Here is a 20,334-nt window from a genome sequence, read left to right as displayed (position 1 = left end):
GGTGAGGGCGCACGGGGCAGGCAGGCAAGCAGGCGGGCGCGGGCGCGCCGAAGGGGCTCACGCCGTCCACTGGTCGAATCCCAGCTTCGCGACCAGCGAGAACACCACGACCAACAGCACCCCGCGGACGAAGTCGCTGCCCTTGCTCAAGGCCATGCGGGCCCCGATCATGCCGCCCGCCAGATTGAACACGGCCATCACGGCGGCCAGCTGCCACAGCACGGTGCCCTGGTAGGCGAACATCGCCAGCGCCCCGGCGTTGGTGCACACATTGACGATCTTGGCGGTGCCGGAGGCGGCCACCAGGTCAAGGTGGAGCACCGCGGTCAGCGCCAGCACCAGGAAGGTGCCCGTACCCGGCCCGAACAGCCCGTCGTAGAAGCCGATGCCGCCGCCGACCAGCACGATCGCGGTGACCGTACGGGCCCGGGTCACCCGCCTTCCCGTGCCGTCGCCCCCGGCCGCGGTACCGAACGACGGCCGCAGCATCACGAAGGCGGCGACCCCGAGCAGCACCACCATGATCACCGGCCGCAGCACCTCGCTGCTGATCCCGGCGGCGAAGAACGCCCCGGTCATCGATCCGGCGAGGGCCATCAGCCCGACCCGGAGGGCTGTCCCCACCGGGACCGGCGCCCTGCGCAGATAGGTCACGGCGGCGCCCGAGGTGCCGACGATCGCGACCGCCTTGTTGGTGCCGAGGACATGGGCGGCCGGGACGTGCGGCAGGCCCAGCAGGAGCGCGGGCAGGAGCAGCAGCCCGCCGCCGCCGACCACCGCGTCGATCCAGCCCGCCGCGGCGGCGGCGAGGCAGAGGAGTACCAGGGTGGTCAGTGTTATCTCGGGCATGTACCCGACACTAAGCGACGCCCTCCCGCCCCTCCCACACGCCCCGGCAGCCCCCTTCGTGCCACCCCGGCAGCCCCCTCGCACGCCCCGGCACCCCCCTCACACACCCCGTCCGCGCACGCTGAGCGCAAGGTTCCTCCCGGGAAACAGGGGGGATGCCGCCGGGTAACACCGGCCGCGCAGTCTCCTGGGCCATGAGGACACGGACGGAGCACACGGCGCGCGTGGTGGTGATCGGCGCCGGGATGGCGGGCGCACGGCTCGCCGCCCGGGTCCCCGGCGTCACCGTCATCGGCGAGGAGCGGCACGCCCCGTACAACCGGGTGCTGCTGGCCGAGGTGCTGGCCGGGCGGTACGGACCGGACGTGATCGCCCTGCCGCCCGCCGGGGTACGGCGCGGGGTACGGGCGGAGCGCATCGACCGCGGCGAGCGGCTGGTGCACTGCGACGACGGGAGCGTCCTGCGGTACGGACGGCTGGTGCTGGCCACCGGCTCGAACCCGGTGCTGCCGCCGCTGCGCGGGCTCGGCGACACGCTGCCGGAGGGCGTGCACCCGTTCCGTACCCTCGACGACTGTCTGGCGCTGCGCGCGGCGGCCGTCCCCGGAGTGCGCGCGGTCGTCATCGGCGGCGGGCTGCTCGGGGTGTCGGCGGCCCGTGCGCTGGCCGGGCGCGGCGCCCGCGTGGTGCTGGCCCAGCAGGGCGAGCACCTCATGGAGCGCCAGCTCGACCCGGAGGCGGCGGGGCTGCTGCGCCGCCATCTGGAGGCGCTCGGCGTCGAGGTGCACACCGAGTGCCGGGTACGCGGTCTGCGCACCGCCGGCGGTGCGGTCCGGGCCGTACGGCTCGCCGACGGCTACGAACTGGCGGCCGAGCTCACGGTGCTGGCCTGCGGGGTCCGCCCCCGGACCGGGCTGGCGCGGGCCGCCGGTCTCGATGTCGGCGCGGGTGTCCGCGTGGACGACGAACTGCGCACCTCCGACCCGTACATCCACGCGGTCGGCGACTGTGCCGAGCACCGCTCCACCGTGTACGGGCTGGCGGGTCCGGCCCTGGAGCAGGCGGACGTGCTCGCCGAGGTGCTGGCCGGGCGGTCCGCGCGCTACACCGGAACCCGGGCCCTGACCCGCCTGACCCTGCGCTCCCCCACGACGCCCCCCGCCGCGTCCCCCGCGGCCCCGGCCGCACCCCCGCCGGGCGGGCTCGACCTGGCCTCGTTCGGCGATGCGCGGCCGTCGCCGGGGGACGACGTGATCCGGCTCGCCGACGCCACCCGGGGCGCGTACCGCACGGTCGTCGTGCGGGGCGACCGGCTGGCCGGCGGGGTGCTCCTGGGCGATCTCGGTGCCGTCGGCACCCTCGCCCGTACCTGGCAGGACGACGAGCCGCTCCCCGCGGGCACGTCCCTGCTCCATCTGCTCACCGACCACGGAGGCTTCTGAGATGCCGGTGCCCACTCCCCCGACCGCCCCCGCCGCCGGCTCCGTACGCGCCGCCGTTCCCGCCCCCGCCTCCGTGCACGCCCCCGCCGTACCGGCCATCGTGGTCGTCGGGCACGGCATGGTCGGCCAGCGGTTCCTGGAAGCTCTCGCCGACCGCGGGCTGACCCCCGGCGCCGGCACCGCCCGGGTCGTGGTGCTCTGCGAGGAGCCCCGCCCCGCCTACGACCGGGTGCGGCTCACCTCGTACTTCGCCGGGAAGTCACCGGAGGAACTGTCGCTCGCCGAGCCGGACTTCATGACCCGGCACGGCATCGAGCTGTATCTGGGCGACCCGGCCGAGACGGTCGACCGCGCGGGCCGCACGGTCACCTCACGGTCCGGGCGGACCTTCGCGTACGACACGCTGGTGCTCGCGACCGGCTCGTACCCCTTCGTCCCGCCGGTGCCCGGCAGGGACGCCGAGGGCTGTTTCGTCTACCGCACCATCGAGGACCTGCTGGCGATCGAGGAGTACGCGAGGACGGCGCGGACCGGCGCGGTGGTGGGCGGCGGGCTGCTCGGGCTGGAGGCCGCCGGGGCGCTCAAGGGGCTCGGACTGGACACGCACGTCGTGGAGTTCGCCCCCCGGCTGATGCCGGTCCAGATCGACGACGGCGGAGGCGCGGCCCTGCTGCGCACCATCGAGAACATGGGGCTGAGTGTCCACACGGGCGTCGGCACCCAGGAGGTCACCGCGGGCCGGGACGGCGCGGTGACCGGAATGGCGCTGTCCGACGGCTCCACGCTCGCCACCGATCTGGTGGTCTTCTCGGCGGGGGTACGCCCCCGGGACCGGCTGGCCCGCGACTGCGGTCTCGCGGTCGGGGAACGCGGCGGGATCGTCGTCGACGAGGAGTGCCGTACGTCGGACGACGCGGTGTTCGCGATCGGCGAGTGCGCGCTGGCCTCGGACGGCCGGGTGTACGGCCTGGTGGCGCCCGGGTACGAGATGGCGCAGACGGCCGCCGAGGTGATCGCGGGCGGGCGGGCCGCGTTCACGGGCGCGGATCCGTCGACCAAGCTGAAGCTGCTCGGTGTGGACGTCGCCTCGTTCGGTGACGCGCACGGCGCCGCCGAGGGCGCGCTGGACGTGGTGTACGCGGACTCCCGCTCCGGGGTCTACAAGAAGCTGGTCATCGGGCGGGACGGCACCCTGCTGGGCGGGGTACTGGTCGGGGACGCCGGCCAGTACGGCACGCTGCGGCCGATGACGGGCACGGTCCTGCCGGTGGCCCCCGAGCAGTTGGTGCTGCCCGCCGGGGCCGGCGCCCCGGTCGCCCTCGGCCCGTCCGCGCTGCCGGACGACGCGGTGATCTGCTCCTGCCACAACGTCACCAAGGGCGCGATCCGCGCGCACACCACCCTGCCCGAGGTGAAGAAGTGCACCAGGGCCGGTACGGGCTGCGGCAGTTGCGTGAAGGTGATCGGTGAACTGCTGCCGCGGAGCGAGGACAAGGGGCTGTGCGGCTGCTTCGCGTACACCCGCGGCGAGCTGTACGGGATCGTCCGCACCCTCGGCATCACCTCGTACACGGCCCTGCTCGACTCGCACGGCCGGGAGGCGGCGCGCGGCGGGGACGGCTGCGAGATCTGCAAGCCGACGGTCGGCTCGGTCATCGCCTCGCTGGCCCCCGCGGTCGGCGCGAGCGGCTATGTGCTGGACGGCGAGCAGGCGGCACTCCAGGACACCAACGACCACTTCCTGGCCAACCTCCAGCGCAACGGCTCGTACTCGGTCGTGCCGCGCGTTCCGGGCGGGGAGATCACCCCGGAGAAACTGATCGTGATCGGTGAGGTGGCCCGGGACTTCGGCCTCTACACGAAGATCACCGGCGGTCAGCGGATCGATCTGTTCGGCGCCAGGGTGGACCAGCTGCCGCTGATCTGGACCCGGCTCGTGGACGCGGGCTTCGAGTCCGGCCACGCGTACGGAAAGTCGCTGCGCACGGTCAAGTCCTGTGTGGGGCAGACCTGGTGCCGCTACGGCGTGCAGGACTCCGTGCGGATGGCGATCGGCCTGGAACTGCGCTACCGGGGCCTGCGCGCACCGCACAAGCTGAAGTCCGCCGTGTCCGGCTGCGCCCGGGAGTGCGCCGAGGCGCGCGGCAAGGACTTCGGGATCATCGCCACGGCGGGCGGCTGGAATCTGTACGTGGGTGGCAACGGCGGCGCCGCTCCCCGGCACGCGGACCTGCTCGCCCAGGATCTTTCCGACGCCGGACTGGTGCGTCTCATCGACCGGTTCCTGATGTTCTACATCCGCACGGCGGACCGGCTGGAGCGCACCTCGGCCTGGCTGGAGCGGATCGACGGCGGCCTGGACCATGTGCGGGACGTCGTCGTCCATGACTCGCTGGGGCTCTGCGAGGAGCTGGAGCGGCTGATGGCCGGCCATGTCGCCGGCTACCGCGACGAGTGGGCCGAGACCCTCGGCGATCCGGAGCGGCTGCGCCGCTTCGTCACCTTCGTCAACGCCCCCGACGCCCCCGATCCCTCGGTGAGGTTCGTCCCGGAGCGCGATCAGATCAAGCCCGACCTGGACATCCTCGCCGGACCGGTGCTCGCCGTCCGCACGCTCGAAGGGACCGCCTCCTGATGACGGACCTGACCACGGGGACGGCGCGGGACACCCGCGTGATCCAGCTCGCGGACGGGGCCGGGTGGTTCACGGTCTGCGAGCGGGCGCTGCTGACACCGGGGCGGGGGGTCGCCGTCCTGCTCCCGGACGGCGGGCAGGCCGCCCTGTTCACGGACCGGGCGGGCCGCGCGTACGCGATCGGCAACCGGGACCCGTTCACCGGGGCGTACGTCCTCTCGCGCGGTCTGCTCGGCTCGGCCGGGGGGCGGCCGTTCGTCGCCTCTCCGCTGCTCAAGCAGCGCTTCGACCTGGCCACGGGCGCCTGTCTGGACGACGACGAGGCGCGTGTACCGGTGTTCGGGGTGCGTCTGGCGTCCGAACGGACCAACCTCATCCGCGAGCCGTTCACCGGTTGTTGACGCACCGTCAACGTGATCGCTCTACTGTCCTGACGCGCGACTCGCCGGGCCGACCGGACCGGCGGGCCCTCACGACATTCGTGGAGTGATCGTGGAACGTCGGACCTTCTTGCGCACAGCCGTGATCGGCACCTCGGCGGCGGCCTTCGGCGGCACCCTGTGGCGGGGCGCCGCCCTCGCCGACCCGGCCCAGCCGGGCACCGGCCCGTACGGCGCGCTGCAGGCGGCCAACGGCAACGGCATCCAGCTGCCGAGCGGCTTCAGCAGCCGGATCATCGCCCGCTCGGGCCAGACCGTGAGCGGCAGCTCGTACGCCTGGCACAGCGCGCCCGACGGCGGGGCGACGTACGCCGACGGCACCGGCTGGATCTATGTCTCCAACGCCGAGGTGTCCTCGGGCAGCGGCGGCGGGGCGAGCGCCGTGCGCTTCGACTCCTCGGGCAACGTCACCTCCGCGTACCGGATCCTGTCCGGCACCAACAACAACTGCGCGGGCGGGAAGACCCCGTGGAACACCTGGCTGTCCTGCGAGGAGGTGACCCGGGGATACGTCTACGAGACCGACCCCTGGGGCGTGGACGCGGCCGTGCGCCGGCCCGCGCTGGGCCGCTTCAAGCACGAGGCGGCGGCGTCCGACCCGGACCACGGTTACGTCTACCTCACCGAGGACGAGTCCGACGGACGCTTCTACCGCTTCCGCCCCACCACCTGGGGCGACCTCGCGAGCGGCACCCTTCAGGTGCTGGTGGCGGGCACCGGCACCTCGGGCCCGGTGACCTGGGAGACCGTCCCCGACCCGGACGGGTCCCCCACCCAGACCCGCTACCAGGTCTCCGGCGCCAAGGTCTTCAACGGCGGCGAGGGCTGTTTCTACGCGGCGGGCACCTGCTGGTTCACCACCAAGGGCGACAACCGGGTGTGGGCGTACGACGCCGACGCCTCGTCCCTCTCGCTCGCCTACGACGACTCCCTGGTGTCCGGCGGCGCCCCGCTGACCGGCGTCGACAACGTCACCCGGTCGTCCTCCGGCGACCTCTATGTGGCGGAGGACGGCGGCAACATGGAGATCTGCCTGATCACGCCGGACGACATCGTCGCCCCGTTCCTGCGGATCACCGGCCAGTCCGGCTCCGAGATCACCGGTCCCGCCTTCTCCCCGGACGGCACCCGGCTCTACTTCTCCTCGCAGCGCGGCACCAGCGGGAGTTCGTCCGGGGGCATCACGTACGAGGTGAAGGGCCCGTTCCGCGGCTGACGCGGCGGGCGGCGGGCCCCGTGCGCGATGCCGGGGCCTGCCGGGGCTGCCGGGGCTGCCGGGGCTGCCGGGTCAGGTCTGCCCGCCCTCGACGGCCTCCGGGTCCATCCACATGACCTCCCAGAGGTGGTGGTCCGGGTCCTCGAAGGAGCGGCTGTACATGAAGCCCTCGTCCATGGGGTCGTTGGCGGGGAATCCTCCGGAAGCGAGCGCGGCATCGGCCATCTCGTCGACCTTGGCGCGGCTGTCGGCGCTCAGGCAGAGGATGACTTCCGTGGTCTTCTCCGCATCGGCGATTTCCTTCTTGGTGAACTCCTTGAAGCGCGACTCGGTAATGAGCATGAAGAAGATCGTGTCGCTGATGATCAGGCAGGCCGTTGTTTCGTCGCTGAACTGCGGGTTGAAGCCGTAGCCGAGCTTCCCGAAGAAGTTCTTCGACGCCTCCAGGTCCTTCACCGGCAGGTTCACGAAGATCATCTGAGGCATGGCTGTCTCGCATTTCCTCTCGGTGGCGCCGTGCCGCCGCATCACCGTGGCACAATGCGCTCTTTGCGGTGCTTTGTCACGCCGTGACGTGCTCCACGTTACGTCCGCGCGGAAGTCGTCGCCCAGCGACGGGAAGACCCCCGCCCGGCTCAGGGAAGGGCGAGCGGAGCACCGCCCCTGAGCAGCGACCCGCCCAGCGGGGTGAGCGTGTGCATGACCGAGGTGCCGCGCCGCAGGGTGAGGACCAGGCCCGCCTCGCGCAGCACGGAGGCGTGCTGGCTCGCCGACGCGATGGACACCCCCGCCCTGCGGGCCAGTTCGCTCGTCGTGCAGCCGCTGCCGATGGCCTGGAGGACGGCGGAGCGGGTGTGCCCGACGAGCCGGCCGAGCCACGGGCCGGGTTCGGCGAAGACGGGGGCGCCGTGGTGGGTCACGGGGTAGACCAGCACGGGCGGGAGCCTGGGGTCGCGGTAGACGACCGGGGTACCCCGGCAGAAGAACGACGGCTGGAGGAGCAGCCCCCGTCCGTTCAGATGCAGCTCGCGGTCGACGGGATAGTCCGCCTCCAGCACCGGCGAGCGCCACCGGATCATGGGCGGCAGGGTGGCCAGCAGCCCGTCCGTGCCCCCGTCGAGCAGAGCCCGCCCGCGGACCGCCCTGTCGGCCTCGATGCTCGCCCGGATGTGCGGCCAGTACGGCTCGACGGCGGCGCGGTGGTAGCTGCGCAGGGCGCCTATGAGTCGGCCGAGCGGCTCCGTGCCCGCGGAGAGGGCCTCCAGCAGGGCGTCCGGTGAGCGCCCGGCCGTGGACAGGCCCCGCCCGCACGGCGGATGCCCGCCCCGCAGCCGCCCGGCCGTCAGCAGGCCCAGTTCATGGCGGAGCCGGTCGACAGGGGTGTCGCGCAGGGCTTCTATTCCGACATCGAGGCCGAATGGTTCCGCGCCTTCCCGGGAAGGCGTCAGGAAATCCGGGAAATAGCCACGCGGCGGAACTACCGCGGCCAGCATATGTACTTCACCATTCAACCGAGCCCGGGATTCCGTACGCCATTTACCGAACACCGTGGAAGCACGCCGGTCTCTCAATCGATGGAAACTGAGAATGGTTTCCCATAATGCGTCCGGCCTGGTGGCCATCCTGACCTTCGAAAGGTCCGCCCCGGACACATGGATGCGCAGCACCGTTCCCCACCCCTTGCAACCGCAATCGCCCCCACCAAAGGGTATGCGGGCAGTCACGCGAGGTCACCACGGGGTTTCGGCCACAGTTGAAACGCCTCGCCCCGCTCCGCTTCACCCGAAAGGCTGTACGTCGTCGGGTACGAATCCGGCGCCACCGGAAGAACGCGTGAAGGCCGTGGGGGGCTTTGTGTGTTCGGCGGCGGTCGGCGACGGTGCGGCTCCGTGCCCGGCGGGGGTAAGCCGGGTGCGGCCCATGGGTGGGGATCCATGGGCCGCACCCCGGTCCCCCGCCTCTCTTTTCTTTGCTTACCAAACGGAGCAATGGGATCGGGTGGGGGCGGATTGAGCGCCGTATCGCACATCACCACGCAACTCCCAACGGCACATCTCCACACGGCATGTGCCCGCGTGACATGCGTCCGTGCGACATGCGTCCGCGGGGCGCACACCCCGCATTTATGCACGCGATGCATAAATGCGAGCGGCGGCACCCCCGCACAGGGTGCCGCCGCTTCTGGGTGGTGGTCCTCGGTGATGGCCGTGGCGGCCGTCGGTGTCCGGGGATGCCCTCGGCGTACGAGGTGGCCCCGGTCCCGCCTCAGCGGCTGTCGCTGCCCTTCGACTGCGCGGCGGCCCGGCCCGCCTCCAGGCGTGCCACCGGGATACGGAACGGCGAGCAGGAGACGTAGTCCAGGCCCACCTCGTGGAAGAAGTGCACCGACTCCGGGTCGCCGCCGTGCTCGCCGCAGACGCCGAGCTTGAGGTCGGGGCGGGTCGCCCGGCCCGCCGCGACGGCGCTGCGCACCAGGGCGCCGACACCGTCCTTGTCGATCGTCTCGAACGGCGACACCCCGAAGATGCCCTTCTCCAGGTACGCGGTGAAGAACGAGGCCTCGACGTCGTCGCGGGAGAAGCCCCACACGGTCTGGGTCAGGTCGTTCGTCCCGAACGAGAAGAACTGGGCGGCCTCGGCGATCTGGCCCGCCGTCAGCGCGGCGCGCGGCAGCTCGATCATCGTGCCGATGGTCAGCTTCAGATTGGTCCCGGTGGCGGCCTGGACCTCCGCGATGACCCGGTCGGCCTCCTCGCGGACGATCTCCAGCTCCTGGACCGTACCGACGAGCGGGATCATGATCTCGGGGCGCGGGTCGCCCTTGGCGTTCTTGCGCTGGGCGGCAGCCTCGGCGATAGCGCGCACCTGCATCGCGAACAGCCCGGGGATGACCAGTCCCAGACGTACACCGCGCAGCCCCAGCATCGGGTTCTGCTCGTGCAGCTTGTGCACCGCCTGGAGCAGACGCAGATCGTTCTCGTTGGCGTCCTTGCGGGACTCGGCGAGCGCGACCCGTACCGACAGCTCGGTGATGTCGGGCAGGAACTCGTGCAGCGGCGGGTCGAGCAGCCGGACGGTGACGGGCAGCCCGTCCATCGACTCGAACAGCTCGATGAAGTCGGCCTTCTGCAACGGCAGCAGGGTGGCCAGCGCGGCCTCACGCTCGGCGTCGGTGTCCGCGAGGATCAGCTTCTCGACCATCTCGCGGCGCTCACCGAGGAACATGTGCTCGGTGCGGCACAGGCCGATGCCCTGGGCACCGAAGCGCCGGGCGCGCAGGGCGTCCTCGGCGTTGTCCGCGTTGGCCCGTACACGCAGCCGTCGCACCCGGTCCGCGTACGCCATGATCCGGTGCACGGCGGCGACCAGTTCGTCGGCGTCGTCGGCACCCGCGTGCATCCGGCCCTCGAAGTACTCGACGACCGGGGACGGTACGACGGGTACCTCACCGAGGTACACCTTGCCGGTGGAGCCGTCGATCGAGACGATGTCGCCCTCCTCGATCACCCGGCCGCCCACCGTCATCCGGCGCCGCTTGGTGTCGACCTCCAGGTCCTCGGCGCCGCAGACACAGGTCTTGCCCATGCCGCGGGCGACGACGGCCGCGTGCGAGGTCTTGCCGCCGCGCGAGGTCAGGATGCCCTCGGCGGCGATCATCCCGTCGAGGTCGTCCGGGTTGGTCTCACGGCGGATGAGGATGACCTTCTCGCCGGACCGGGACCACTTGACGGCGGTGTACGAGTCGAAGACCGCCTTGCCGACCGCTGCGCCCGGGGACGCCGCGATGCCGCGGCCGAGCAGCTCCGTGGCGGCCTCGTCGTCGAAGCGCGGGAACATCAGCTGGGCGAGCTGCGCCCCGTTGACCCGCTGGAGGGCCTCGGCCTCGTCGATCAGGCCCTGGTCGACGAGCTGGGTGGCGATCCGGAAGGCGGCACCGGCGGTGCGCTTGCCGACCCGGGTCTGGAGCATCCAGAGCTGGCCGCGCTCGATGGTGAACTCGATGTCGCAGAGATCCTTGTAGTGGGTCTCCAGCTTCTCCATGATCTGCATCAGCTGGTCGTACGACTTCTTGTCGATCGACTCCAGCTCGGCGAGCGGCACCGTGTTGCGGATGCCGGCGACGACGTCCTCGCCCTGCGCGTTCTGGAGGTAGTCGCCGTAGACGCCCTGGTGGCCGCTGGCCGGGTCGCGGGTGAAGGCGACGCCCGTACCGGAGTCGGGACCGAGGTTGCCGAAGACCATCGAGCAGACGTTGACAGCGGTTCCGAGGTCGCCGGGGATGCGCTCCTGGCGGCGGTAGAGCTTGGCGCGGTCGGTGTTCCACGAATCGAAGACCGCGTTTATGGCGAGGTCCATCTGCTCGCGCGGGTCCTGCGGGAAGTCGCGTCCCGCCTCCGCGCCGACGATCTTCTTGAACTTCGCGACCAGCTTCTTGAGATCGGCCGCGGCGAGGTCCGTGTCGACGCTGACCTTCTTGGCCGCCTTCGCCTGCTCCAGAGCCTCCTCGAAGAGGTCTCCGTCGACCCCGAGGACGGTCTTGCCGAACATCTGGATGAGGCGGCGGTAGGAGTCCCACGCGAAGCGCTCGTCGCCGGCCTGGGCGGCGAGACCGACGACGGAGGCGTCGGAGAGGCCGATGTTGAGGACCGTGTCCATCATGCCCGGCATCGAGAACTTGGCACCGGAACGGACGGACACCAGGAGCGGGTCGTCGGCCTGGCCGAGCCGCTTGCCCATCCGCGCTTCGAGCGCCGCCAGGTGCGCGCTCACCTCGTCGCGCAGCGCCGTGGGCGCCTCGCCGCTGTCGAGGTAGACCTTGCAGGCCTCGGTGGTGATCGTGAAGCCCGGAGGGACGGGCAGCCCGAGGTTGGTCATCTCGGCGAGGTTCGCACCCTTGCCGCCCAGAAGGTCTTTCAGATCCTTGTTGCCCTCGGTGAAGTCGTAGACGAACTTCTGGGGATCTTTGTTTTCCGACACGGGTCTCGACTCCTCGAGGACGCGGTGGCTGCCCTGACGGCGAGGAACATACCCAGATCGAAGGTGTCTGGGTACGTCCACTTGCGCGTCATGCGGCCTCAACCACCCGTCCGCCAGCAGATCGAAAGTGACGACGGTCTTCCGCCGATCCGGTGACTGTCTTCACTTCTTGAATGAACAGATACGGACAGCTCGCGTTTTCGCCCCACCCATCGACAGTGCGTAACGAAGGCGTCGATCGATCAAAACAAAGCCCCCTGGCACCCAGTGCCACCATTTGAGAAGTACACCCCCTCATCGGGCGCTCATCTGAGCCAACACCACCTCAGGAGTGGCGCGAATCACGCTACAGGCGATGCTCAGATGTCACCATCCGGACGCCCCAGGGACGCCAGTGGGTCACTCCCAAATCACCGAGAGCGATAAATACCCGGGGACCCCACCGTCAAGACGACCCATGAGGGCACGTCGTCGACGTTTTTCCGCCGAACCCTGTCGAACCTTGCCGAATTCGCCGCTCAAACGAGCGAGGGCAGGAGGCAGGCACCGGGTGCCTGCCTCCTGCCCTTCATGACTGCGGTCCGTGACGGCTCCGAAGCTCCACCGTGATGGCTCCGAAGCTCCGGTGGCGCGTGAGCGCCGAACCGGCCCGGGGCGGGCTCAGCCGCCCGAGGTGTCCAGCTCCGCGTCGGCGCTCACGCCCGCGCAGTCGTAGGGGTCCTTCAGCCAGCCGTCCGGCAGGACGACCCGGTTGTTGCCCGACGTACGCCCGCGCGGCCCGTCCGCGCCGTCCGGCCACGGCTGGTCCAGGTCCAGTTCGCCCAGCTGGCTGCCCAGCTCCTCCAGCGAGGAGGTGATCGCCAGCTTCTTGCGCATCTCGGAACCGACCGCGAATCCCTTGAGGTACCAGGCCACGTGCTTGCGGAAGTCGATCACGCCACGGGTCTCGTCACCGATCCACTCCCCCAGCAGCGTCGCGTGGCGCAGCATGACGTCCGCGACCTCGCGCAAGGCCGGCGCCTGCCTCGTCGTGGTGCCCTCGAAGGCGCTCACCAGGTCACCGAAGAGCCAGGGCCGCCCCAGGCAGCCGCGGCCGACGACGACGCCGTCGCAGCCCGTCTCGCGCATCATCCGGCGCGCGTCATCCGCGCACCAGATGTCGCCGTTGCCGAGGACCGGGATCTCCGGGACGTGTTCCTTGAGCCGGGCGATGGCGTCCCAGTCGGCGGTGCCGCCGTAGTGCTGGGCGGCGGTCCTGCCGTGCAGGGCGACGGCCGTGACGCCCTCCTCGACGGCGATGCGGCCCGCGTCGAGATAGGTGATGTGGTCGTCGTCGATGCCCTTGCGCATCTTGATGGTGACCGGCAGCTCACCCGCGTGGGAGACGGCCTGGTTCAGGATGGCCCGCAGCAGGGGCCGCTTGTACGGGAGCGCGGAGCCGCCGCCCTTGCGGGTGACCTTGGGAACGGGGCAGCCGAAGTTCAGGTCGATGTGGTCGGCGAGGTTCTCGTCGACGATCATCCGGACCGCCTTGCCGACGGTGACCGGGTCCACTCCGTACAGCTGGATGGAGCGCGGGGTCTCGCTCGCGTCGAAGTGGATCAGCTGCATGGTCTTCTCGTTGCGCTCGACCAGCGCCCGCGTCGTGATCATCTCGCTGACGAACAGCCCCTTGCCCCCGGAGAACTCCCGGCACAGGGTCCGGAACGGGGCATTGGTGATACCGGCCATGGGGGCGAGCACCACCGGCGGCTGCACGGTGTGCGGGCCGATACGGAGCTGCGGGAGCGAGGGGGCGAGCGTGGTCATTCCCCCATTGTCCCGTACCCCGGGAAACCGCTGTGCCGGGCGGTCGGCCGCGAGCGGGCCGGGCCCCGGCCCACGCCCCGAGCAGGCCCCCGGTCAGGCGCCGAGCGGGCGCCGTTCAGCCCCCGGTCGGGCGCCGAGCGGGGATCGCAGTGCCGGCCGCGCCCCTGCGGTCCGCGTCACACCACCGTGCGTGACCGGGCCCCTGCCCACGACTTCCGTGGACCGGGTCCGACGTGGCGGCTCGACGCGCTCGGCCGAGTCCGGGTCGGTCGCGGTGCCGACGGGATTCGAACCCGCGGACGGATCGGGGGCAGGCCCGCCCCGTCTCCATCAGTCGCCGTGGGGGGCCTCGCCCACGGCGATCGCGATGGGCCGCTCTGCCACGCCACCGCAACCCGCGGGAACGCGCGCAGCCCCGCTCGGACCAAGGGTAGGGAGATCGCCCTCCATTGACGAGGCTTTTCTCCCCGGGGAGGGGTGAGCCGGTCCGGAAGCCAGGTGGAGATCAACCCGCCTGGGCGGAGGAGGTGTTGAGCAGAGCGGTCCCGGCGGGGGTGAGGGTGTGGAAGACCGCGTTGCGGTGACGAGTGGTGGCCGTGAAACCGGTGGAACGCAGGATGGTGGCGTGCTCGCTGGCGCTGGCGGGGGAAACACCCGCGTGCCGGGCGAGCTGTGTGGTGGTGCAGCCGGGGTGATCGGCTATCGCGCACAGCACCGTGGCCCGGGTGCGTCCCAGGAGCGCGGACAGCACCCTGGGGACCGTCGCCAGTACGGCCGCGGTCTGTGCCTGCGGCGGAACGAGGACGCGCTCGTCGTGGCGGATCGGAAAGGTCATGAACGGCTGGGGCTCGGCTCCGTCGTCCAGGGCGGGAAACACCGCCCCGAACAGTGACGGCACCAGCAGCAGCCCACGGCCTTCGAGGTGAACGTCGCCGCTGCTTCCCGAGGCCATGGTCAGCTCCAGCACCGGAGGGTTCCACCGTACGCACCGCGGGTTCAGCCCGGCCAGCAGCGCCTGCACACCGCCCTCCGCCAGTTGCAGCATCCGCAGAGCCCGGTCCGCGTCGGCCAGCACGTCGATCCGGGGCTGGTACGGCGCGACCACCTGCGTATGGACGTGTTCCAGGGTGTCGGTGAGCTGCCGTAACACCGCGGGATCGTCGCCGAGCCGCTGAGTCCAGGCCGGCACCGTACGCCGGCGGCTCGCCCACCGCTCCATCTCCCCGCGGATCTGCCGACGGGGAGTGGCGCGCACCTTGTCCATTACCGCCTCGGGACTTCCGGCGTCCGCGGGAGTGAGGAACTCGACCGAGAACCCCGTCGGAGGGACCAGGTCGAAGAGCAGGCGGACCTGCGGCGACAGACGCTTGAACGACTCCCGCCGCCAGGCACCGAACCGTATGGGATACGTCCGCTCCTGAAGGATGCGCAACGCGATGTCCAGTTCCAGGAGCGGCCGGGGCGCCGGTGCCAGCCGCGTGCATGCGAGATCCGCAGCCGTGAAGTGAATCCGCAAGGTCATGCCGTCGATTTTCCCGATTCGCCGTCCTTCGGGCTACGTCGAATCACGTCGCGTGACCGCCGCCGACGGCGCAATCTGAGTAACGCCGCAGCCGGGCACGGGGGAGCCGGCAGATGGCCCGTGTGGCACGCGCCAGCAACGCCACCCGTACATCACCACATCGCCACATCAGCACTTCAGCACTTCAGCAGTGATCGCAAGAGCCGCCTTCGGCGGCGAGATTCCCATGGGCACCCCCGCGATCCCAGGGGTGTGTCCCGGTCGAGTGAGAAGAGGAACGAACATGGGCAAGTTGCGCACCACTCTGGCAGTCATCGGTCTCGGAGCCGCGATGTTCGGCACCCTGTCGGTGCCGGCCCAGGCCGCTCCCACCGGGACGGCCGCTGTCACCTGCGGCAACGTCCACTGGCCGCACACCAACAAGGACAGCGGGTCGGGCAACGTGGTCCCGTCGAGCGCGGCCGTACACACCGGCCCGTACGGGGCCTGCACCACGGTGGGGTACGTCGGCGGTGGTACCACGGTCCACTACGACTGCTACTCCGTGAACAGCTACGGCAACACCTGGACATGGATCCGGGACGACAACGGAAGCAGCCTGGGGTGGATCTACGACGCCTACCTGGATGACGGCGGCGCCACCGCACAGTGCTGACCGGCCGACGCGCATCGGGTCGTGATCCATCGGCGGGTCTCCCCACTGCGGGGTGACGTGTTCCGGTGGATCGTCCCCGGTGACGCGGATGCAACGGGCTGATGTCGAGGGGAAGTTCGTTCCGGGCCGTATCCGCCGATCGGCGGGTACGGCCCGTACCGCGAGGGACTGCGATGCCACCGGACGACGGATGTGCGGGACAGGCGCCGACAGGAGGGCGGGAGTCCCCGCCCGCCCCCCGACGGGCCCGGGGCGCTGCGCCGGACGACCACAAGGGCGTCCAAGGACTGTCATACCCGTGTCCTACTGTCGACCGCATGACCCACAACCCCGCGCCCGAACGCCTCTCCTTCCCGGAGGCCGACACTCGCCTCGTGTCGGCCCTCTCCGCCTCCTTCGAGGGCGACTACGGCAAAGTCCTGCTCTTCGAGGGCGATCTGGAGCTGGAGGGGGGCTTCCTCGACGCCGTCGCCAGGATCGGAAGTCTGGACGGCGTGGACCTGGTGGTGATCACCGGCGATCTGACGGTGTCCGGCCCGATCGCGCTCTACGGGTCTCTGCCGGGGCTCTACGTCGGCGGAACCACCCGGGCGGAGACCCTGGAGGGCGGCGACTGCGAGATCTACATCAAGGGCGGCTCCTTCACCCATCTCGTCTACGGCGACTACAACAGCGGCATCCTGGAGACCGGCACCGTGAAGACCCCATGGGTCATCAACTACGACCACGATCTCCGCGTCTCCGCCCCCGGCGCTCGCCTGGTGGACAACTACGGCAACGATGACGAAGCGGACTTCAACAGCGAGAACATCGTGGAGTCGTTCGTCGCCGAGGTCGTCGACCCGGAGGACGAGAGCATCGACGTGCCGGAGTTCCTGGAACGGCTGCGGGCCGGACTGCCGGTGCTGCGCCCGGAGGCAGGTGGCGCGCCCGCCGAGGCGTGAGGGGGGGTGGGCCCCGGCGATCAGGCACATCAGGGGCTCCCGCGCCGCTGTCCGGTCGGCACCGAACCCGGCGGCCACGGCAGTCAGCCGGCTCTGCGCCCTGTCAGCAGGAGGGGCGGCGGCCCTCGTCCTTCCCCGACCGCACCGGCGGCGCGGTACGCGCAAGGCGGCTTCGGAGTTCGCCCTCGGCCTCGGCGTACTCGGCAGGCAGTCCGGGCAGGAGGGCGAGGGCGGCGGTGACGAGCTCCGCCGTCGCCCGCGGGTCTTCCAGGACCGCCCGGAACAGCACGACGGCGTCCATCGGGACCAGCCGGTGGCGCCAGGCGGGATGGGCGTGCGTCACCGAGTAGTGGGCGGTCAGGACCTCGACGGGGGACAGCTCCGCTCCGCTCCGGCGCAAGAACACCGCCAGGCCGTACCGGTTGACGGTGTCGCAGATCTCCTCGGCCTGGGCCTGGTTGCGGTGGTGCGCGTCGTGGATCTCGTAGAGGACGGCGTACACGAGCGCGCGTTCCCGTTCCGTGCGCGGAGCCGGGGACGGTTCGTCCCTCAGCAGCGCCTCGATGTCGGCCGGACGCAGGAAGGGGCGGCGGTTCGCGTCGGTGGCGGGACAGAGCGTCAGGCGGACGACGCCGAGTGCGACCGCGTCCTCCGAGAGCGTCCGCGCGTACCGGACGCCCTCGCTCGCCGTCGGCTCGGCTTCGAGGCAGGCCGCCCGCACCTGTGCGACGGTCGGCCCGTCGGTCCACGCGAACGTCCAGGCGCGTGCGGATTCGGACCACTCGGCCTCGACGGTGCCGTGCCGGTGGGAGCCGAGGCCGAACCGGCCGGTGAGCGTACGGGCGAGTCCGCGAAGGCGCGTCGCGCGGTCGGAAGTCCCGGAAGTCTCGGAAGTCATCGGACGCCAGTATCCACCGGACCCCGCAGGACTCACACCGTGCGCTCCGCCGCAGCACCGAGCAGATCACCAGCGTCGTGAAGGCCGTACTCGCCTTGGGTAGTTCCACGGATCCCGCCGATCGCTGTCACCGGCCATAATCAGGCACCTGGCCAGAACTGTTGGGCCACGCCCACGTAGCCGTACGATCACCCCGACCAAGGACGGCGATGTCGATACACGAGAGCCTGGCAGTCCTTCGCCTCGCTTCCGAAGCCGGAACGGTCAGCATCACGGCGTCGGAGCCCGCCTCCGCCGAAGCCGTCCACGACCGTGAGACGGGACTGAAGCCCCATTTCGGAACCGTCGACTGGACGGCTCCGCCGAGCTACCGGGCTTTCCTCGCCGAGCACAACGCCTTTTCCTGTGCACGCGAGCACATCGAGTTCGTCGTCGTCGGTGACGATGCCATCGCCGAGCTGAACTCCGAACTTGTACATATGCCCGAACATGTGGGCCGCGGCGGCGAGGCCCCCTGGCTGTCCACCAACCACCTGGTCGGCTTCGCCCTGGCCGACGCAGCCGGCGAGGCGGTCTGGTGCTTCGATGTCACCCAGCCGGACGCGGGCGGCGAATACCCGGTCCACTACCACCACCAAGACGATCGGAACGGGCTCGCGCGCTACGTTGAGGGCGGGGACTGGGAGGACCTGACCAACTCCGCCCCGGACTTCCCCACGTTCGCCGACTGGCTGGACGCGATGGCCGACGCGTTCACCGCACCCGAGCCACCGGGCTGGTTCCAGGACCTGGGCGCTCCGGGCTTCTACCCGGGCCGGTAGCAGGTCGTGCGGTCACGTTCGGCGACTCTCGTCCGGCGCGAGCGCCGAGAGGGAATCGTGAGGGTGCCTCCTCGGCGAGCACGTGAAACTCGCTTCACCTTCACCACCACAGGAGCGATGATCTCCACGAGGGCTCGATGAAGGACAGGTGATCATGGACGGCCGACGATCGAGGCTGCTGCTGCTGTGCGGTCTTCCCGGCGCCGGAAAGACCACGGTGGCCAGGAAGTTGGAGCGAGAGCTGTCCGCTGTGCGCCTGTGTCCGGACGAATGGCTTACGGAGCTGGGCTTCGACCTCTTCGACGGTGAGGCCCGGGACCGTATCGAACGTCGCCTGTGGCAGCACGCCCAGGATCTGCTGGTTTCCGGAGCGGTTGTGATCTTGGAGAACGGGTTCTGGCAGCGTCCGGAACGCGACGAGAAGCGGCTCCGCGCTCGCGCGCTCGGGGCCGAGGTCGAACTGCGCTACCTCAAGGTGCCGATGGCGGAACTGAAGCGGCGCATCGCCCTCCGCAACCAGGAGCCGGGCTCGGTCGTACTGACGGCCGAGCTGCTCAGAGAGTGCCAGAGCCAGTTCGAGGCCCCGACGCCCGCCGAACTGGCCCTGTTCGATCCGCCCCTGTCATAGCCGACGCGCGGAGAGCGCCTTTCACAGCCACTTGCCGGGCCTCTCGGGTCGAGCCGTCTGGGTGGGCGCTTCGCGAACAGGGCCCGGCCGTGGAGGCGGTGGCGCCATTCGTCGGTGTCCGGAGCAGGCTCGGTCCCGAGGACCGGATTGCGGGCCGGTCCCGATGAGGCGGAGGAGCGTCCAGGCGCCCCCGTACCAGTCGTCAAGGGCCGAAGCGCGTGACGAGGCAGGCCGCCGTGACGAAGCCCCACCATGCGAACGCACGATGGGGCCTGTCCGGCTCGGCGAAGAATCGGGGCTTCAGACGGCGTCGAACTCTCCGGCCTTCACACCCGCCACGAACGACGCGAACGCGTCGGAGGGGAAAGCCAGGATGGGGCCGCGCGGGCGCTTGGAGTCGCGGACGGGAACCACGCCGGAAGCAGACGTGTTCGGCGGGGCCCATTCGACGCAGGTACCGCCGTTGCCGCTGTACGAGGACTTGGCCCAATGGAGCGGGGAAGACTGGGGATCGGTCGTCACGGGGTACCCCTTCGTGCCTGAGTGATCATGTCAACAGATGCTGCTTGGGAGAGCGCGTGTGCCTGCATCTGATGGTAGGCCCTCAGCAGGGGCACCACGGAAGTGATCTCGCGGTCCAGGTGTCCATGCGTCTGCGACTCGACATAGGAGACCACGGAGCGGTCGGACAGGGTCAGTAGATTGACCGCGCGATTGAACGGCCGTTCCTCGCCGATGGCGTAGGGCGCGAGTTGGAACACGGTGCTCGACTCCTCAGCGAACTTGACCAAGTGCGCCAACTGCCGATCCATGATCTTCTCTCCGCCGATCGGCCGACGGATACAGCTCTCATCCAGCACCACGAACAACAGAGGTGGCAGTAGTCGCACCAATGCGGCTTGGCGATCTATCAGGAACGTGACTCGTTCCTGCGCCTGTTCGGCTGTGATGGAGCCTCGCCTCACGTTGCTCGCCTCAAGGGCTGCCGCGTACTCCGGTGTCTGAAGCAAACCGGGGATCAGGCCCGACTCAAAGAGTCGGATCTCCACAGCCCGCGCCTCGTACCCGACGTACTCGGGGAACCCCTCCAACAAGCTGCCGTGCTGCATCTCGTGCCACTGGCGTTCAAACGTGACCGCTGCATCTGTCACGCCAAAGACCACATCAGCAGCTTTCGCGAAGCGTAAAGATGGCATCTTACGACCAGTTTCAACGCCCGAAATGTGACCGCTGGAAATGCCCATCCGGGTGGAGAGGTCGTCCTGCTTCCAGCCACGTGCCTCGCGTGAGCTGCGTAACCGTGCGCCGAACGCAGCCTGCGGACTGCTCTCCGGGTCCAGCTCTTTGAGGTTCACCCGCTACCCCCAACTTATCTAGCCGCTAGGCCATGTTGATCAGGTTCCGACTCTAGGTCACGCTGGGTCGCCTTGGTAGTGGAACAGCTACGGAGAGGCACGACCGTGTGTGCAGAAAACGGTTCCCCGAACGGGCATGCCCA

Annotated in this window: 17 protein-coding genes; 8 read left to right on the top strand and 9 right to left on the bottom strand. The window is 70.3% G+C overall.

Features of this window, described 5'->3' with window-relative positions:
• Window positions 1-57: 57 nt before the first annotated feature.
• Window positions 58-849 (bottom strand): sulfite exporter TauE/SafE family protein, encoded by a 792-nt coding sequence (locus ABT170_RS00085; RefSeq protein WP_351863118.1) that lies wholly within the window; start codon window positions 847-849, stop codon window positions 58-60.
• A 194-nt stretch (window positions 850-1,043) separates the two neighbouring features.
• Between ABT170_RS00085 and ABT170_RS00080 the strand changes: the two genes are divergently transcribed.
• From ABT170_RS00080 to ABT170_RS00065, 4 genes are all read left to right on the top strand, one after another.
• Window positions 1,044-2,291, top strand: coding sequence for an NAD(P)/FAD-dependent oxidoreductase (locus ABT170_RS00080; RefSeq protein WP_329943446.1), 1,248 nt, complete (start codon window positions 1,044-1,046; stop codon window positions 2,289-2,291).
• A 1-nt stretch (window position 2,292) separates the two neighbouring features.
• On the top strand, window positions 2,293-4,926 hold the full coding sequence (nirB, locus tag ABT170_RS00075) for a nitrite reductase large subunit NirB (RefSeq protein ID WP_351863116.1): 2,634 nt from the start codon (window positions 2,293-2,295) through the stop codon (window positions 4,924-4,926).
• The gene (gene nirD, locus ABT170_RS00070) at window positions 4,926-5,327 is read left to right on the top strand and encodes a nitrite reductase small subunit NirD (RefSeq protein ID WP_351863114.1); all 402 of its coding nucleotides are present in this window, start codon (window positions 4,926-4,928) and stop codon (window positions 5,325-5,327) included. The genes nirB and nirD overlap by 1 nt, the downstream gene beginning before the upstream one ends.
• A 91-nt stretch (window positions 5,328-5,418) precedes the next feature.
• Window positions 5,419-6,582 carry an alkaline phosphatase PhoX gene (locus tag ABT170_RS00065; protein WP_329943449.1) on the top strand — a complete coding sequence of 388 codons (1,164 nt, stop codon included), beginning with the start codon at window positions 5,419-5,421 and terminating at the stop codon, window positions 6,580-6,582.
• A 72-nt stretch (window positions 6,583-6,654) separates the two neighbouring features.
• On the opposite strand, the gene ABT170_RS00060 is transcribed toward ABT170_RS00065, so the two are convergent.
• The 5 genes from ABT170_RS00060 to ABT170_RS00040 form a co-directional block, all read right to left on the bottom strand.
• Window positions 6,655-7,068, bottom strand: a complete 414-nt coding sequence (locus tag ABT170_RS00060; protein ID WP_329943450.1) for a VOC family protein — start codon at window positions 7,066-7,068, stop codon at window positions 6,655-6,657.
• 149 nt (window positions 7,069-7,217) lie between these two features.
• Window positions 7,218-8,249, bottom strand: coding sequence for an ArsR/SmtB family transcription factor (locus ABT170_RS00055; protein WP_329943451.1), 1,032 nt, complete (start codon window positions 8,247-8,249; stop codon window positions 7,218-7,220).
• Between the two features lie 598 nt (window positions 8,250-8,847).
• Window positions 8,848-11,559 (bottom strand): pyruvate, phosphate dikinase, encoded by a 2,712-nt coding sequence (gene ppdK, locus ABT170_RS00050; RefSeq protein ID WP_329943452.1) that lies wholly within the window; start codon window positions 11,557-11,559, stop codon window positions 8,848-8,850.
• A 660-nt stretch (window positions 11,560-12,219) separates the two neighbouring features.
• Window positions 12,220-13,368: a tRNA dihydrouridine synthase DusB gene (gene dusB, locus ABT170_RS00045; RefSeq protein WP_329943453.1), complete on the bottom strand. Its 1,149-nt coding sequence runs from the start codon at window positions 13,366-13,368 to the stop codon at window positions 12,220-12,222.
• Window positions 13,369-13,873: 505 nt separating this feature from the next.
• Entirely contained in the window at window positions 13,874-14,890 is a 1,017-nt protein-coding gene (locus ABT170_RS00040; RefSeq protein WP_329943454.1) for an ArsR/SmtB family transcription factor, read from the bottom strand.
• Between the two features lie 283 nt (window positions 14,891-15,173).
• Between ABT170_RS00040 and ABT170_RS00035 the strand changes: the two genes are divergently transcribed.
• Window positions 15,174-15,545: an SH3 domain-containing protein gene (locus ABT170_RS00035; RefSeq protein ID WP_351863112.1), complete on the top strand. Its 372-nt coding sequence runs from the start codon at window positions 15,174-15,176 to the stop codon at window positions 15,543-15,545.
• Window positions 15,546-15,862: 317 nt separating this feature from the next.
• Window positions 15,863-16,489, top strand: coding sequence for a hypothetical protein (locus tag ABT170_RS00030; RefSeq protein WP_351863110.1), 627 nt, complete (start codon window positions 15,863-15,865; stop codon window positions 16,487-16,489).
• A gap of 103 nt (window positions 16,490-16,592) precedes the next feature.
• Here ABT170_RS00030 and ABT170_RS00025 read toward each other — a convergent pair whose 3' ends face one another.
• Window positions 16,593-17,387: a hypothetical protein gene (locus ABT170_RS00025; RefSeq protein ID WP_351863108.1), complete on the bottom strand. Its 795-nt coding sequence runs from the start codon at window positions 17,385-17,387 to the stop codon at window positions 16,593-16,595.
• A 209-nt stretch (window positions 17,388-17,596) separates the two neighbouring features.
• On the opposite strand from ABT170_RS00025, the gene ABT170_RS00020 reads away from it, so the two are divergent.
• Window positions 17,597-18,208 (top strand): SMI1/KNR4 family protein, encoded by a 612-nt coding sequence (locus tag ABT170_RS00020; RefSeq protein WP_351863106.1) that lies wholly within the window; start codon window positions 17,597-17,599, stop codon window positions 18,206-18,208.
• Window positions 18,209-18,362: 154 nt separating this feature from the next.
• On the top strand, window positions 18,363-18,836 hold the full coding sequence (locus ABT170_RS00015; protein ID WP_351863104.1) for a P-loop nucleotide/nucleoside kinase family protein: 474 nt from the start codon (window positions 18,363-18,365) through the stop codon (window positions 18,834-18,836).
• 300 nt (window positions 18,837-19,136) lie between these two features.
• On the opposite strand, the gene ABT170_RS00010 is transcribed toward ABT170_RS00015, so the two are convergent.
• Window positions 19,137-19,358: a DUF397 domain-containing protein gene (locus ABT170_RS00010; RefSeq protein ID WP_351863102.1), complete on the bottom strand. Its 222-nt coding sequence runs from the start codon at window positions 19,356-19,358 to the stop codon at window positions 19,137-19,139.
• Window positions 19,355-20,191, bottom strand: coding sequence for a helix-turn-helix domain-containing protein (locus tag ABT170_RS00005; RefSeq protein WP_329943461.1), 837 nt, complete (start codon window positions 20,189-20,191; stop codon window positions 19,355-19,357). The genes ABT170_RS00010 and ABT170_RS00005 overlap by 4 nt, the downstream gene beginning before the upstream one ends.
• Window positions 20,192-20,334 lie beyond the last annotated feature (143 nt).

The sequence above is a fragment of the Streptomyces sp. NPDC001787 genome (assembly GCF_040297465.1).
Lineage (GTDB): Bacteria > Actinomycetota > Actinomycetes > Streptomycetales > Streptomycetaceae > Streptomyces.
This window is presented reverse-complemented; position numbering and strand designations above follow the sequence as displayed.

Excerpts from the sequence above, each read along its gene's own strand:
- dusB (WP_329943453.1), bottom strand. The coding sequence starts at position 13,368 with ATGACCACGCTCGCCCCCTCGCTCCCGCAGCTCCGTATCGGCCCGCAC.
- ABT170_RS00080 (WP_329943446.1), top strand. The coding sequence starts at position 1,044 with ATGAGGACACGGACGGAGCACACGGCGCGCGTGGTGGTGATCGGCGCC.
- ABT170_RS00015 (WP_351863104.1), top strand. The coding sequence starts at position 18,363 with ATGGACGGCCGACGATCGAGGCTGCTGCTGCTGTGCGGTCTTCCCGGC.
- ABT170_RS00035 (WP_351863112.1), top strand. The coding sequence starts at position 15,174 with ATGGGCAAGTTGCGCACCACTCTGGCAGTCATCGGTCTCGGAGCCGCG.
- nirB (WP_351863116.1), top strand. The coding sequence starts at position 2,293 with ATGCCGGTGCCCACTCCCCCGACCGCCCCCGCCGCCGGCTCCGTACGC.
- ABT170_RS00030 (WP_351863110.1), top strand. The coding sequence starts at position 15,863 with ATGACCCACAACCCCGCGCCCGAACGCCTCTCCTTCCCGGAGGCCGAC.
- ABT170_RS00085 (WP_351863118.1), bottom strand. The coding sequence starts at position 849 with ATGCCCGAGATAACACTGACCACCCTGGTACTCCTCTGCCTCGCCGCC.
- ABT170_RS00020 (WP_351863106.1), top strand. The coding sequence starts at position 17,597 with ATGTCGATACACGAGAGCCTGGCAGTCCTTCGCCTCGCTTCCGAAGCC.
- ABT170_RS00040 (WP_329943454.1), bottom strand. The coding sequence starts at position 14,890 with ATGACCTTGCGGATTCACTTCACGGCTGCGGATCTCGCATGCACGCGG.
- ABT170_RS00025 (WP_351863108.1), bottom strand. The coding sequence starts at position 17,387 with ATGACTTCCGAGACTTCCGGGACTTCCGACCGCGCGACGCGCCTTCGC.
- ABT170_RS00060 (WP_329943450.1), bottom strand. The coding sequence starts at position 7,068 with ATGCCTCAGATGATCTTCGTGAACCTGCCGGTGAAGGACCTGGAGGCG.
- nirD (WP_351863114.1), top strand. The coding sequence starts at position 4,926 with ATGACGGACCTGACCACGGGGACGGCGCGGGACACCCGCGTGATCCAG.